Consider the following 14,994-nt stretch of genomic DNA (forward strand, 5'->3'; position numbering starts at 1 on the left):
CTCTATATTGATTGAGTTACTTTGGAGATTTTATCCAGTATTTCCTTCAATGTAGCATCCTCTTCCTTTGTTAATGGTAGCCTTGGCCTTCTTGACGGCCCACCCGCAAGTCCCTGAAGGTCCATTGCACGTTTGACGATTTGCACGTACTTGCCTGTTCCTTCAATAAAATTACAAAGCGGAAGTACTTTATCATACAGTTCCCATGCCTCTTCAAGCTTGTTCTCCTGGACACGATCAAACAAGTCCGTTACCAATCGTGGTGCAATATTACCAGCAACCGATATCCAGCCGGTAGCCCCTACCAGTAGTGATTCCAGAGCTAAATCATCAGATCCGCAAAACGTATTGATGAACCCTTTTCCTTGTCGTGAAATATCGCGTACTTTAGCGATATCACCGCTTGATTCCTTAATATGGGTAATATTGTCAACATCCTTGGCAACCTTTAAGATTGTCTCTGTCCCAATATCCACGCCTGATGTAAATGGATTATTATAAATCATGATTGGAAAGTTCACAGATTCAGCTACTGCTTTGAAATGCTCATAATTCTCGTCATCTTTCGGATGTGCGTAGTACGAATTAATCAGCAATGCCGCATCTGCCCCTGCATTTTCAGCATGCTTTGTATACATAATCGCGTCTTTTGTTGTCTCCGCAGCGGTTCCGACAATCAGCGGAATACGCCCATTGACCTGTTCAACCGCCAATTCAGTAATTTTATATTTTTCTTCTTTTGTTAAGCTGACAAATTCACCAGTACTGCCGTTAACCACAATTCCGGCTACATCCTGCTTAACAAAATACTCGATATTTTCTTTTAATCCGTCATAATTGACCTCACCATCTTTGTGCATTGGTGTGATCAATACGGGATATGTTCCTTGTAATTGTTTCATGTTAAATTCCTCCTCAAAATTTTAAGAATTAATTGCTTCCTTTTGGTTTGCCGTAGAATCGTTCTCAGCTTTTGTATACCAGATGAACTTATTGGTGAATCCATAGATAATTGAAATGGCTACTACTAAAAAGTTGAACCATAGGAACGGTAAATAAGTAAGTGTAGAAACACCAAGCGTCGCAGCCATGAACACACCACCATCAGACCATGGAACCATTGGTGTTGTGACGGTACCTCCAGCTTCGGTATTTCTTGAAAGAACACGCCTGTCAATATTCAGTCGATCATAGTTTTCCTCAGTGATTTTGCTTGCCGTAATGATAGACACATATGCGGCTCCACCAAAGAAATTACCGAAGAAACCGGACATTAGCGTGGACAGTGTGATTTTACCGGCATTATTTGCCCATGAAAGCATTGTCTCGCATATCACTCTCAAAATTCCGATTTTTTCCATCAGACCCCCTACCCCAAGGGCGAACAGAATTAAGACAATTACGCTCAGCATGAACTCTATCCCACCACGATTTAACAGGTTATCGATGAATGGTACGCCTGACTCGATATTGTTACCTGAATATAAACTATTGACAGCGTCAAGTAAGGCAACATCCTGAAATAAATAAGCCCAGACTGTTCCCAGTAATGCGCCAAACAAAATGACCGGTATGGATGGCTTTTTTAGTGCCAATAAAAGAATGACCAACGCAGCAGGAATAAGCATATGCCATCCGATGTTAAAATACTCACTGAGGGATGTCATGGTCGCTTCAGCACGACTTAAATCCCCATCACCCTGATGAAAAACAAACCCTGCCGCCAGGAAAAGCAATCCTGAAATAACAAATGCTGGTGTACTAACAAACAGCATAGATTTAATATGTTCAATCAGATTCACCTTAGATAAAGATGCAGTCATAACCGTGGTGTCTGAAAGAGGAGATAGTTTATCCCCAACATAACAACCGGAAATAACAGCACCAGCAACCAGAGCAACCGGGAATCCAAAACTTGCACCAATCCCCATCATCGCAATACCGGCTGTACCAGCAGAACCAAACGATGTTCCAGTTGCTAATGAAGTTACTGCGCAGATTATAAATGCTGCTAACAGGAAGATTGTCGGATCAATAATCGATAATCCATAATAAATGATACTCGGTACAATTCCACCTGCAATCCAAGTACCAATCAAGGCACCCACTGAAATCAGGATAAGAACCGCTTCCAATCCATCATAAATACCTTTCAGAATACCATCCTGCATCTCAGAATAAGAGTATCCAATCCGTAGACCAACAAGCATTATCATGAACCAGCTCGTCAACAATGCCAGTTGAATAGAAATACCGAATTGAACCACAAATAAAAACATGATCACGATAAATGATACTAAAACAAACAAAACCTCAAGTAACGTCGGCAATCTCTTTTTTGCGTCCATATTCACTCTCCTTGTTAAATAGTTTTTGGCAAACGCTTTCAATAAAACCTGTATTAATAATTTAAATCCTTGCTACCTCAACAAAAACCCCCTTTCCAAAGGATCTGATTTGTCATAAATAAACTGGTGCTCACCAGTGATAATTGCTCGTGTGTTCAGTGTAAATTTTGATTCCCCCTGGTGGGACGCAATCAATTGACTATTAAATATACTTCTATTTACAAATTCATGAATTTCTCCATATCTGTCCAACCATGCTGTATAAATCGCAAACGTACTGTCTATTCCAGGGGACCGGAGTATCGCCCCATCTTTTTCAAAGGTTACAGAACGTGTTTCATTATCGGATATTGTCTCGACTAAAATAATCCCTTCCACTTCAGACTCTTCCTGTAAATCATTAAGAGTTTCTTTTCCCCAATTAACAATGGCGGATAAGTGTCTCATTTGTAATGTTGGGATTGTATCCGGAAGTGTAGAAATAATATACTTTCTGGAATTATCTACTTCTACTGTATAGCTGGTCTTCTTTGAACTGATCAGCTTGCATTTTCCGCTTTCAATCCTGACGTTTTCTACCACATGATTATGGAAATCAGCATAAACTGTGTAAATTCCATTAACGGTTTCCACTTGGTATGACCCATTTACGTTGGGCGCTAGGTTACCGGTTTCCAGCAAGGTTGTTAATGTCGCGATTATTCCACTGTAGCTGAATCTGTACTCCTCTCCATGATTCACGAACAATAAGCCATAGTCAGATGTGCTTGAAGGAGTGATAATACATCCATTCACGCCACGGTGGCCACGTGGCTCGTTTAACAGCAGCAATTTTTCATGTTCGTACTGATCATGTAAAGCGGATTGTTTCACCTGGAAATCTCTGAAATCATATTGCAGCGGAGAATGGATAATCATCCTGAATGCTTCACCAGCCACATGTGAATCTATTGTTGTAAACATCTTTTCAATATTCATCAAGTTACACCTCCTTCTTTAATGACTTTCCATCGGGGGTATCAACAAAAAACCCTCTTTTAACGGATCACTTTCATTGTAAAAAAAGCGGTGCATGCCCATTATCCAGGCCGATCCGGTCACTTCCGGGATAACCGCCTGATAATCTTTTATCCTGGTTAATTCAAGTATTCGGGCTTTGAACAAGGTGCCGACAATACTTTCATAGACAAATAGTTCATCCACACCAATTTCCGACCTGCTGTACAGTGTTGCAAGTTTGGCCGACGTTCCAGTGCCACATGGGGAACGGTCAATTCCACCTGGTGGGACGACTACAGTGTTTTTCAGGTCGGCCTCAGGGTGTACAGGATCCGTAAAAAACTCAATATGGGTAAGTCCCTTTATGAAAGGGAACTCAGGATGGATAATTTCTTCTCTATCATTAATTGCATTACGGATGGTAATAGCCTGATCGATAATGGTTGATGCATTGTTGGTTATTAAATCCAACCCCAACTTACGCGCATCGATTATCCCGTAGAAGTTTCCTCCGTAGGCAATATCACACTCGATATGTCCAATCCCTTCTACCTCCATCTCAATCGATTTCAATAAAAATGAAGGTACATTCGCAAAAGTAACTTCAACCGCTTTCCCGTTTTCTACCTTTACTTTGGTTTTCACTAATCCTGCAGGTGTGTCTATATTTATGGTGGTGTACGGTTCAATCACTTCGACCATGCCTGCCTCAATCAATGCTGTGCAATAGCCGATGGTGTCATGGCCGCACATCGGCAAATAGCCACCTGTTTCCACATAAATAACCCCTACATCCGCATCTGGATGACATGGTTCGACCTTGATTGCACCAGACATAACATCATGGCCACGTGGTTCGTTCATCAGGAAATTTCGTATCCAATCATAATGCTCCTTCATGTAAAGCATTTTTTCCGACATGGTGTTCCCCATTAATTCAGGCATTCCACTCAGCACAGTTCTTGTCGGATTACCACCTGTATGTGTATCAATTGTGGTAAATAACCGCTGAAAGTTCATCTAGTTTGTCACCCTCTCTTTAAATCGATCATATCGGAGCGGTTCTACCGGAATGGATGTATCTGATCCAGATATCATCTCTTCGATTACCTTACCTGTTATAGCTGCCAAACTTATTCCATCCCCTTCATGACCTGCAGCGATATAAAACCCTGGAACTTCGTCTACATGGGAAATGACAGGCAAGTGGTCCTCCGTCCACGGCCTTAACCCCGCATACGTCCGAATCACCGTCATATCAGCCATTCCTGGGTAAAACCTGATGGCTCGCTTTGCGATGTATTTTGAAACTTCATGGTTTACCTTCGTATCAAACCCATTGAACTCCCGGCTGCTGCCTATTAAAAAGTTCTGACTCTCAGTTGGTTCAAATACTAAAGCAACTCCATATTTCTCCGTTATCGGATCAACTACCCTCTCGCCGCCAAACTTGGAGATGAGATAACCAAATTCCATTACCTTTCGGAGTCCCACTGGCTGTTGTCTTGATGCCACAATCAACTGACCTTTTCTTGGGTGTATTGGAATATCCACACCAAGCATCTCTCCAATGGCCCGAGACCACACGCCACAGGCATTGACAACTTTATTTGCCGTAAATGTTTCCCTATTTGTTTCAATAACGAATTGACCTGATGACTCTCTTTTTAGATTTTTCACTTCTGTATGGGTATGTATTTTTGCTCCCAGCTTTTCAGCACTGTGAAACATCGAATACGTTAGCATATACGGGTTGACTGTCGAATCTGTTGCGCATTCCAGTCCGCCATAAAGGTCATCCGCGAAGTACCTTGACTCATTTCGCAAATCTTCCCGATCGAGCATCTTAAAATCAAGTCCTGCTTCCTGTTGCTGATTCACCCATTTCTGTGCTGCATCAAGCTCCTGGTCATTTTCACAAACAAGAATACTGCCAGGATTCCGGTATTCAAATGAGACTTCAAGTTCTTTATCCAACTCATGAACCAATTGCTGGCTTTTTAATGACATCTGACTATCAAAACCAGGATCCTTATCAATCGCCAGGATATTTCCATCGCATCTTGAAGAGGTGCCACTCGCCAACTCCTTTTTTTCAAGAACCGTTATATCCAATCCTGCCTTGGAGCAATAATAAGAAATCGCTGCACCAATTATGCCACCACCAATTACGACGACGTCCCGATGAATTCTATAGGTCAATTAAAATCCTCCCTTCCAGAAAGTATTTGTATTTATTAATGCAACTTCCATGCCAACATTGTAGGACGGATATTAGTCTGAAAAATATTGATTTTATGAATTAACTGTGTAAAAATATTTTTAATATGTAAAATCATTTAAACACAGGAGGTGCACATTAAATGGTTACAGTCTTTCAGGGAATCGAACATTTTATAAATCCCAACTGTCTTGTACTGGAAGAAGAGAAATTAGACGAAAGTAAAATAGCTTCAATCATTAAATCTGAATACCCGAAAAAAGTTTTTCTTGCAAATAACGGAGAAATATACTTCATTAAGCATGAAAAGCAAATGGAATCTTTCATATACCTGAATTGTGGCGTTATTAACCCAAATGAAGAAATTACGGAAGTTGTTTCTAAACTTGAGGACCATGAATACTTGATTGCCAAAGATCGAAACGAAAAGGTTATGGGATATGTGCATTCCGGAGAACTAAGCAAACAGATGTTTACGGCATATCAGCGAGTAAGAGCCTATGTTTCAACTATTCTCGAAACGATAGATGCCTCCTGCACCGTAATTGACAGGGATAAACGGGTACTGGCATGGACAAAAGGGGCGGAACAAATTTTTTCTTTCAAGCAGGATGATATCATTGGAAAGCCCATCACAGATTTTTTCAGCCCAGAGCACCTGGAAATTCTGGATACACTTGAAAGTGGATCATCTGTCTATCACAGGCAACATAGAGCAAGGGAAAACCAGGTAGTTCTGATTAATTCGAATCCTGTCCATTTTAATGATGAAATTGTCGGTGCTGTTGTCTCAGAAACCGATATTACCAGTCAAATCAGGCTGAACAACGAACTGTACAATGCTACTGAAAAATTGTTCAACCTGGAAAAAGAAGTGACCAAGTTGACCGCAACTGCTGACCCGTTCCAATATATTCGTGGCAGCAGTCCAGCTCTGAATAGAACAATCAATAAAATTAAAAAAGCTTCTTCCACCAATACAGGGATATTAATTCACGGTGAAAGTGGTGTTGGTAAAGAACTATTCGCCAAGGCCGTACACAACCTGCGTGAGGATAAAGATGCTCCCTTTGTTCCAATTAATTGCGGTGCCATCCCTTCTGCTTTGTTTGAAAGCGAAATATTCGGCTATGAAAAAGGCGCTTTTTCGGGGGCCGATCAAAAGGGCAAAAAAGGAAAGGTACAGCTCGCAAAAGGTGGAACCCTGTTTTTGGATGAAATCGGCGAGATGCCATTGGAGATGCAGGTTAAAATATTACGGTTACTGCAGGAAAAGAAGTTTTTCACTATCGGAGGAACAAAAGAAATTGAAGTAGATTTCCGTGTAATCGCAGCAACAAACCGTAATCTGGAAGAACTGGTAAAAGAAAATAAATTTCGTGAAGATTTGTATTACCGTTTAAACGTCGTGAGTATCGAAATCCCTCCATTGCGGGAGAGACCAGAAGATATTATTGAGTTAACCCATTACTTTCTTCATGAAATATCCATTAAATACAACCGGCCGATTCATGGTATATCGCAGACTGTTATGCAAGCGCTTCTACAGCACGAATGGCCGGGAAATATCAGGGAACTGAAAAATGTTGTGGAGCGACTCGTTGTTTTTTCGGAAAATGGGGAAATCAAGCTTGAGGACCTGCCATTTGATTTTGACACGTCCAAACCTAACGCAACAAACACACACCTGCCAATCGACAATAAAGAAAACAGTTCATTAAGTGATATGCTTAACGAGGTGGAGAGAAACATTATTATAAAAGAACTAAAAAAGACAGACGGCAACAAAATGTTATGTGCCCAAAATCTGCAAATCACCCGAGCCACTCTATACAACCGAATTAAAAAACTTGGTATCAAATAATAATTTGGCATTATTCTTGCATTAAAATCGGTAGTATAGAACTTATTATTTTCAGAGGTGATCCAATTGACCGAACATGAATTAATGATATGCCGTTGTGAAGAGGTTACCTATAAGGAACTGATTGAAACCGCTTCCGAATATGGCTGTTCAGCAAGAGAACTAAAACTGCGTACACGCGCCGGTATGGGATACTGTGGTGGCAGAACATGCCGGGCACTTGTTGATAAAGTGACACGTGACCTGGAGAAAGACAATCGCAGCCAAATAACATTGAAATACCAGCCTCCTATCCGTCCAATCAGCTTTGGAAACTTGGGAGGCGAGTCAAATGAATAAACGAATTACCAACCATCCTGTGCTTGGATCTTTGGAGGATAAAACGGAAGTATCTTTCACATTCAACGGCCGGACCCTGAAAGGCAAAGAGAATGAGTCCATCGCAGCAGCATTGTTAGCTAATGATATCCGCACATTGCGTTATCACGAAGAGAGTGGTTTACCAAGAGGTATCTATTGCAACATTGGCCACTGCTTTGAGTGTAGAGTCACCGTTAACGATAAGCAAGGTGTCCGTTCCTGCCTTACTCCTTTACAGGAAGGGATGACCATTCAAAGTGGCGGACCACTTCCAACTCCGGTCAGAGATTGGAGGGCTGCACATGAATGATGTCATTATTATCGGGGCAGGCCCTGCCGGATTATCAGCAGCAGCAACCTGTGCAATGGAAGGACTGCAAGTACTGGTAATTGATGAGTACATGAAGCCAGGTGGACGCTTACTCGGACAACTCTATGAGGACCCGGACGGAAATTGGTGGAACGGAATAAAAGAATCTGAAAATCTATATAAAGAAGCCCAGCAATACGGGGTGGACGTAATGCTGCAGACGCCCGTCAACAATATAGAGCAAACAGGACACATATGGACCGTTTACACGGAGTCAGCTACTTTTGAATCTAATCATTTGCTTCTGGCAACAGGGGCTGCAGAATCGCCTGTCCCTGTTCCAGGATGGACATTGCCAGGTGTCATGTCAGTCGGAGCTGCCCAGGTAATGACTAATGTTCATCGAGTAAAGCCGGGCAATAAAGGTGTAATTATAGGAGTTAATGCTCTTTCAGCAGTTATTGCCTCTGAATTACAGTTGGCAGGAGTCGAAGTAGCAACACTTGCTCTACCAAAATTAAACAAGCTTACGGAAGAAGCTGCATTGCCAAAAAATGTGATGGAAAACTTACTTCACGTTGCCCATATGGCTCCATCCGCCCTGCTTCGTAATGGAAGTAAATGGATAAAAAGTGACATGATGAAACAACTCGCCATCACTTTCTACCCGAAGAGTGGATTTAAAATGTGGGGAATTCCGGTACAGCTTAGAAAAGCAGTCGTGGAGATATACGGGGAGAAAGAAGTAGAAGGTGTAAAACTGGCATCCATTCGATCAGACGGAGAAATTATTCCCGGTACAGAAGAAAACCTTGCCTGTGATTTTGTTTGTATTGCAGGTGGATTATACCCCTTAACAGAGCTTGCTGCAGTTGCGGGTTGTCCTTTTTACCTGATTGAAGAGCTCGGTGGCTATGTACCGCTGCACAACGACAGAATGGAAACAACCTTGGATGGTCTGTACGTCGCCGGCAATATTACCGGCATTGAAGGAGCCAAAATCGCTATTGCCCAGGGCACTGCTGCCGGTTTAACTATCGCCAGTAGTCACGGTGTAAGTGACCTAGAGTCAAAACTTGAGCAGGCAATTCAAGCCATCGAACAAACAAGGGACAAAGCGCCCTTCCAGTTTGACCCTGACATAAAGAAAGGAAAACAGATTATGCGGGAAAAATGGAAGGAATACGAAGCAAAAAATAGCAAGTCACCAGCTATTTAAATTCAACATTGGATTCAGGATAAACAAGACTATTTTATATGGTGGGTGTAAACTTGGGAACGAGTAAAACAATTACTAAGATCAGAAGCTGATATAGAAGAATGAGTGGACTCGGTTGTTTTGATCATTGATAACAGATTATCCTAGTGACCTTGGAATTGTTTAATAGCCCATTAAGATTAGTTATGTCTTAATGGGCTTATTTTCTTTTAGGTGGCTTTTTTTCACACTAGTAAAAACCCTTCCGGCATATCTTCCCTGGAATCCACAACAAACTGATGAAACCCTGTAATCCGCGCTGTCCCGGCAATTTTCGGAACTACAGCATTATATTTGTCAACTTTTACTGTTGTGAGCACCTCGCTTGCGAAGACTCCATTCGTTATACTTTCATGATAGAAAGTCTCTCCTTTATTTAATTTTCCCCGCTCAAATAAAGTCGCTATCCTTGCGCTTGTCCCGGTTCCACATGGCGAACGATCTATTTGTCTGTCAGCAAATATCGTTACATTTTTCAAATCCGCATTCTCATTCGATGGTTCATCCGAAAAAATAGTCCCATATATATCTTTCAAATCATTTTGTATTGGATGTTTCACTTCCAAATTTTCTTCAATATAATACTTAACTTTCATTCCCCAATCCTGCAACTCTGGTAAATGTTTTTTCTTCACCTGTAAATTTAATTTGACACTGTCAAGAATTGCATAAAATGCTCCTCCATAAGCAATGTCAACTGTAAATACTTTACCATCGATTTCTACTGGGAAGTCTTTTTTATACACAAACGACGGCACATTTTCAAACCAAACTTCTTGAACCTTTTGACCTTCACATTTGGCATAAGCAATCACTTCCCCGGCAGAGCTATCAATAACAAATCTCCGCTGAGCTTCAACTTCATATTTGCCGGTTTCAACAACCATAGTGATAACGGCGATAATGCCATGGCCGCACATCGTACTCCATCCTTCATTGTGCATAAAAAGCACGCCAAAGTCGGCATTTTCAGATACTGGTGGTGTTATAATACATCCATACATCCCATGGTGTCCTCTCGGTTCGTACATTAAGATTTGACGAATATGATCCAAGTGTTTGATACAATAAGCTCTTCTCTCGGGCTGTGTATCTCCCTTAATTTCCGGCAGACCTCCTATTATAATTCTAAGTGGCTCCCCTGCCACGTGCAAATCAACTGTTGATATTAAGCGGTTAAAATTCATTGATACTCCCTCCTATACTTTTATATACGATTCTATTGCAATTCTCATGCCGAGTTGAATCTATTAACACTCCTTGGTACAAAACTTGCATTATAAATGTAAGATAAAAATTCTTACCAATTCGGATTAATTATTATTTAGATTGGAGCGTGTAAACATGGAAACAAATAAGCGAATTTTTAAACTCAGAAAATGGATGAAAGAAAATGATGTGGATTCGATTGTTGTAACTGACCCTGCAAACCAATTCTATTTAAGCGGTTTTAAGGCATTAATCTATTCCAGGCCAATTTTATTAATTATTGATTGTAATGAAACATCATTTATCATTCCAAAGTTGGAAGAAAGACATGCTCGTACAAATGCTGAGGTTGATAACCTTTATGTCTACTATGAACACCCAGATGCAGATAATGAAAATAAAACACCAACTGAACTACTAAACCATCACTTAGCAAAAAGACACAACCAGGGTGCAAAAATTGCGTTAGAATTGGCATATGCACCCTCAAGGTTGGTAGAAGCTGTAAAGGATATCGGCTATAGTTTAGCAGATGTCAGCGAATCAATTATGGAAATGCGCTATATTAAAGATGCTCAGGAAATTCACATAATGAAGGAAGCAGGAAATCTGGTTGGGGTAGCTGTTAGCGAGTCAATGGCTAGTGCAGCACCAGGAGTTACCGAACTTGAGATTGACGCAAAAGGAAATACAGCTTTATTTACAACAGCGGCCAACCAATTCCCTGACGCTACAATAGATTTGACCGTTATGACGCCTTCCGGGCCGACACGAAGCGTAATGCCCCATGTTTTTTCAAATACAAGAAGGTTGCAAGAGGGTGATGTCGTTATTCATACCCGGCAAGTTGGACTTAATGGGTACCGTGCAGAACTGGAGAGAACATTTATCGTCGGAAAGTGCAGTGAGATACAAAAGAAAGCCTTTGAGGCGGTAGTTAAGGCACAAGAAACGGCCTTAAATATGGTAAAGCCTGGTATTACTGCCAAAGAAATTGATTTAGCAGCAAGAAAAGTACTTAAGGAATACGGCTTTGAAAAATATGCTATACACCGGGTAGGACATGCTATTGGTATATCCCCACACGAACATCCTTATCTCCGTTTTGATAATTCATTAAGATTGGAGGAAGGAATGGCTTTTTGCATTGAACCAGGCATTTATATTCCTTATGTAGGAGGTTTCCGGCATTCTGATACAGTGATTGTAACCGCTGACGGCTTCCAATTGATAACGGACTACCCGCGTGATCTAGTAAATTTAACAATTTAGTCAACATGCATAGGTATAAAACAAGAACCCATGGGACGTAAGAGTCTCCATGGGTTTTTTGCAGTTTAGGGCATTGAATTAATTCCCTTTTTATGCAATTTTAGATGATTTCGATTGGCCGTTTGATGTTGCTAGTGTAACAACAATCAAAACTATTATTGATATTGGAACCGCTATAACCGAACTGTTTATATCATATGGCTTACTTAGAACCACTTCCCAAATCATGGTAGCTGCTACACCGGTAATCATGGAGGATAACCCACCAGCCTTGTTCACCCTTTTCCAAAGCAGAACTCCTAACACTGCTGGTGTAAGACCAGCACCGTACACGGTATACGCATACATTTGTACTGACAATATAGTAGGGAAGAATTGAATTATTAAATATGATAGAATACCGAGTAAAACGACAAATACTTTGGTTGTACCCAATAATTGTTTGTCCGTTGCATCCTTTTTAATATATTTATTTACAATGTCATAAGTAACATTGGTTGCCCCGGATAAAAGGAACGAGTTTCCTGTCGTAATAATAAATGCGGTTGCAGCAGCTAATAAAAGACCACCGACTATATTTGGCAAGACTAATGTGGATGCCATCAAGGCCATCCCCGGATCAATATCCTTAAACATCGAACTTGCAGCAAAGGCGATCAAGCCTATTACCGGCGAAATGATTAGCAGACCGATAATCCACCCAATATTAGCTCTCTTGGTATTTTTATCCCCTTTAGAAGCTGCTAAACGCTGATACATATTTTGGTCACTTAAAATTAAGAAAAGTGGCGGCAATAAAAAGCCAAGTAACTGAACGGTTGACAGTGTGCCGGTCACTGTAAGATGACTTTGAGGCACATTAGCCGTTATCTCATCCCAGCCGCCAGCGATTACAAACATAAAAGGGAGTGCAATCAGAAGCCCGATAACCATAATTCCAGAACTAATTGCATCAGTTGGTGCAACCGACCTCAATCCACCAATAGTCGCCAAAAAGATAATTAATACGGCCCCAACTATGGTTCCCCATGTTATGGATATTCCCGTTGTAAGGTTTAAAATGTATCCTACACCCTTAATTTGATAGGAAACAATCCCTATATATGCGAGAACTATTATAATACTGGCCATTAGTCTGGCGGATGTACCGTATTTTTCCTCCAATATCGAAGAAACCGTATACTTTCCAAGGTTACGTATTCTGGAGGAAAGGAAATACAGTGCAATTATCCCAATAACTGAAGGAATGGTTAACAGAAAAGCTGGTATTAAACCGAAGCTATACGCCATAGAAGTTTGTCCTCCTGTCACACTTCCGCTACCTACCCACGTAGCAATTAATGTTCCAGTTAGTACAAGCGTACCCAAACTTTTACCAGCCAAAATATAGTCTTCACTTTTAGAAACCTTTTTAGAGTAATACACCCCTAAAATAACCATGATTATTCCATATGCTATTACATACCACAACAACGATAAATCGGACTCAATACTCAATTCGAATTCCTCCTTCTGAGTTTTATAGAATATCCCAACTTAGAGGAAGAATCTTGTCAACCGTTTCATTTAAAAGAAGCCTTTCTAATACCACTTTCAGACAAAATTTACAATTCAACCTGAATAAAATCATTTATATTAATATAAGGAAACTTCTTTAATACACGCAGTATACTCTAAGTTGGGAAACTATTTAATAGATATGCAAGTTATATGCCAAATGTTTATACTTTTTAATTCAAAGGTAATAAAACTCTCCACTCTCACTTTGTGTCAAAAATTTGTTATTCATCTGTAAATTCTATTTTACACAGTCAAAAAATGTATCAAATTGCAACCAAAAAAGGCTTCAATTTTAACTTTTTAATATAGAATATATTCAAGGGGATTCACCATTTACTATTCTTGCACCATTCTTTCTGCTGGATCGTTCTGGTACAATTATTGCATGATATAATAATGCAAAAATAAAAAGGAGGCGTTTACCATGAAAATAGACTACCAAAAAAGATTAAACACACTATGGGACCGAATTAGTGAACAAAATATTGATGTAGTCATGATTACATCTCCCGCAAATGTGTTCTACTATACCGGTTTTAATTCAGATCCACATGAACGATTTATGGCATTCGTTATGGACCTGCGAAACGATAGATTAATGTTATACGTTCCGGCACTGGATAAAGAAATTGCTGCAAGTGAATCATTTGTGGAAAACATTATCCCGATTTCGGATGAAGAGGATCCATTTACCAAACTTAAAAATGAGCTGGGTCTAAATGTTCGACAGATTGGGCTGGAAATGAAAGAAGTAAGCATGTTCCGTCAGCAGAAGTTAGAAGCTGTTTTCCCGGATGTCTCATACAGTGATATTCAGCCAGCTATCAACCATCAGCGGTTACGAAAGTCCCGAAATGAAATTGAGTATTTACAGGAAGCTGTTGATATTATAGAGAAAGTTCTTGCAGAAGGGATTAAAAAGGTAATAGTCGGCATGACAGAAGCGGAGCTGACTGCGGAGCTTGAATTTTTAATGAAAAAGTTTGGTGCAGCGGGGCCTTCCTTTTCAACCATTGTACTTTCCGGAGAAAAAGCAGCATTACCACATGGTGTACCCGGAGACCGCATTTTCCAAAACGGGGATTTTTTACTGATAGATTTTGGCGTAATCACGAAAAACGGCTATTGTTCGGATATTACCCGAACCTTTATCATCGGAGATGCAACAGCTAGACAAAAAGAAATTTATAATATCGTGCTTGATTCAAATCTTGCGGGAATAAACGCTGTCAAGGCTGGAGAGCCACTGAAGTCATTTGATATTGCCGCTAGAAAAGTGATTGATGAAAGTGGTTATGGCGAATACTTTAACAATCGTGTCGGACATGGTTTGGGAATTGAGGTACATGAGGAGCCTTCCATCCATAAAAATAATGACCAGGTCGCCGAAAGTGGACTATTTTTCACAATAGAACCCGGAATTTACATACCTGATTTTGGCGGCGTTCGTATTGAGGATGAAGTATATATTAACGAAAATGGTGAAGTAGAAGTATTGACTTCTTTCCCCAAGAAACTGCAACTTTTATAAAGATACACGCCCTGAAGGAGCATGAAGCTTTCAGGGCGTTTCAATTTTTATGAACAATGCAG

The 14,994-nt window shown here is 40.4% G+C and carries 13 protein-coding genes; 6 read left to right on the forward strand and 7 right to left on the reverse strand.

Annotated elements, in window-relative coordinates; genetic code table 11:
- Nucleotides 1-2: 2 nt before the first annotated feature.
- The 5 genes from dapA to ACFO3D_RS05785 form a co-directional block, all read right to left on the reverse strand.
- The gene (gene dapA / locus ACFO3D_RS05765; RefSeq protein WP_390293706.1) at nt 3-902 is read right to left on the reverse strand and encodes a 4-hydroxy-tetrahydrodipicolinate synthase; all 900 of its coding nucleotides are present in this window, start codon (nt 900-902) and stop codon (nt 3-5) included.
- A gap of 21 nt (nt 903-923) precedes the next feature.
- Complete coding sequence (gene nhaC, locus ACFO3D_RS05770) at nt 924-2,348, reverse strand: Na+/H+ antiporter NhaC (RefSeq protein WP_390293708.1); 1,425 nt, start codon at nt 2,346-2,348, stop codon at nt 924-926.
- 72 nt (nt 2,349-2,420) lie between these two features.
- Nucleotides 2,421-3,326 carry a proline racemase family protein gene (locus tag ACFO3D_RS05775; RefSeq protein WP_390293710.1) on the reverse strand — a complete coding sequence of 302 codons (906 nt, stop codon included), beginning with the start codon at nt 3,324-3,326 and terminating at the stop codon, nt 2,421-2,423.
- 18 nt (nt 3,327-3,344) lie between these two features.
- Nucleotides 3,345-4,367, reverse strand: coding sequence for a proline racemase family protein (locus ACFO3D_RS05780; RefSeq protein WP_390293712.1), 1,023 nt, complete (start codon nt 4,365-4,367; stop codon nt 3,345-3,347).
- Nucleotides 4,368-5,549, reverse strand: a complete 1,182-nt coding sequence (locus tag ACFO3D_RS05785; protein WP_390293714.1) for an NAD(P)/FAD-dependent oxidoreductase — start codon at nt 5,547-5,549, stop codon at nt 4,368-4,370.
- 161 nt (nt 5,550-5,710) lie between these two features.
- On the opposite strand from ACFO3D_RS05785, the gene ACFO3D_RS05790 reads away from it, so the two are divergent.
- The 4 genes from ACFO3D_RS05790 (at nt 5,711) to ACFO3D_RS05805 (ending at nt 9,321) form a co-directional block, all read left to right on the forward strand.
- Nucleotides 5,711-7,432, forward strand: a complete 1,722-nt coding sequence (locus ACFO3D_RS05790) for a sigma-54 interaction domain-containing protein (protein ID WP_390293716.1) — start codon at nt 5,711-5,713, stop codon at nt 7,430-7,432.
- A gap of 66 nt (nt 7,433-7,498) precedes the next feature.
- Nucleotides 7,499-7,771, forward strand: coding sequence for a (2Fe-2S)-binding protein (locus ACFO3D_RS05795; RefSeq protein WP_417891829.1), 273 nt, complete (start codon nt 7,499-7,501; stop codon nt 7,769-7,771).
- Nucleotides 7,764-8,102 carry a (2Fe-2S)-binding protein gene (locus ACFO3D_RS05800; protein ID WP_390293719.1) on the forward strand — a complete coding sequence of 113 codons (339 nt, stop codon included), beginning with the start codon at nt 7,764-7,766 and terminating at the stop codon, nt 8,100-8,102. Before ACFO3D_RS05795 ends, ACFO3D_RS05800 begins: the two co-directional genes overlap by 8 nt.
- Entirely contained in the window at nt 8,095-9,321 is a 1,227-nt protein-coding gene (locus ACFO3D_RS05805; RefSeq protein WP_390293721.1) for an NAD(P)/FAD-dependent oxidoreductase, read from the forward strand. Before ACFO3D_RS05800 ends, ACFO3D_RS05805 begins: the two co-directional genes overlap by 8 nt.
- A 224-nt stretch (nt 9,322-9,545) precedes the next feature.
- Here the strand turns inward: ACFO3D_RS05805 and ACFO3D_RS05810 are convergent, their stop codons facing one another.
- A complete protein-coding gene (locus ACFO3D_RS05810; RefSeq protein WP_390293723.1) occupies nt 9,546-10,547 on the reverse strand; it encodes a proline racemase family protein in 1,002 nt (333 codons plus the stop codon).
- A gap of 157 nt (nt 10,548-10,704) precedes the next feature.
- Between ACFO3D_RS05810 and ACFO3D_RS05815 the strand changes: the two genes are divergently transcribed.
- Nucleotides 10,705-11,841 (forward strand): M24 family metallopeptidase, encoded by a 1,137-nt coding sequence (locus ACFO3D_RS05815; protein ID WP_390293725.1) that lies wholly within the window; start codon nt 10,705-10,707, stop codon nt 11,839-11,841.
- Nucleotides 11,842-11,931: 90 nt separating this feature from the next.
- Here the strand turns inward: ACFO3D_RS05815 and ACFO3D_RS05820 are convergent, their stop codons facing one another.
- Entirely contained in the window at nt 11,932-13,338 is a 1,407-nt protein-coding gene (locus tag ACFO3D_RS05820) for a sodium:solute symporter family protein (RefSeq protein WP_390293727.1), read from the reverse strand.
- 487 nt (nt 13,339-13,825) lie between these two features.
- Between ACFO3D_RS05820 and ACFO3D_RS05825 the strand changes: the two genes are divergently transcribed.
- On the forward strand, nt 13,826-14,932 hold the full coding sequence (locus ACFO3D_RS05825; protein ID WP_390293730.1) for a M24 family metallopeptidase: 1,107 nt from the start codon (nt 13,826-13,828) through the stop codon (nt 14,930-14,932).
- Nucleotides 14,933-14,994: the final 62 nt, after the last annotated feature.

The organism is Virgibacillus kekensis (genome assembly GCF_042654125.1).
Lineage (GTDB): Bacteria > Bacillota > Bacilli > Bacillales > Amphibacillaceae > Lentibacillus > Lentibacillus kekensis.

Coding starts and splice junctions, on each gene's coding strand:
- dapA (WP_390293706.1), bottom strand. CDS start 902: ATGAAACAATTACAAGGAACATATCCCGTATTGATCACACCAATGCAC.
- nhaC (WP_390293708.1), bottom strand. CDS start 2,348: ATGGACGCAAAAAAGAGATTGCCGACGTTACTTGAGGTTTTGTTTGTT.
- ACFO3D_RS05775 (WP_390293710.1), bottom strand. CDS start 3,326: ATGAATATTGAAAAGATGTTTACAACAATAGATTCACATGTGGCTGGT.
- ACFO3D_RS05780 (WP_390293712.1), bottom strand. CDS start 4,367: ATGAACTTTCAGCGGTTATTTACCACAATTGATACACATACAGGTGGT.
- ACFO3D_RS05790 (WP_390293716.1), top strand. CDS start 5,711: ATGGTTACAGTCTTTCAGGGAATCGAACATTTTATAAATCCCAACTGT.
- ACFO3D_RS05800 (WP_390293719.1), top strand. CDS start 7,764: ATGAATAAACGAATTACCAACCATCCTGTGCTTGGATCTTTGGAGGAT.
- ACFO3D_RS05805 (WP_390293721.1), top strand. CDS start 8,095: ATGAATGATGTCATTATTATCGGGGCAGGCCCTGCCGGATTATCAGCA.
- ACFO3D_RS05810 (WP_390293723.1), bottom strand. CDS start 10,547: ATGAATTTTAACCGCTTAATATCAACAGTTGATTTGCACGTGGCAGGG.
- ACFO3D_RS05815 (WP_390293725.1), top strand. CDS start 10,705: ATGGAAACAAATAAGCGAATTTTTAAACTCAGAAAATGGATGAAAGAA.
- ACFO3D_RS05825 (WP_390293730.1), top strand. CDS start 13,826: ATGAAAATAGACTACCAAAAAAGATTAAACACACTATGGGACCGAATT.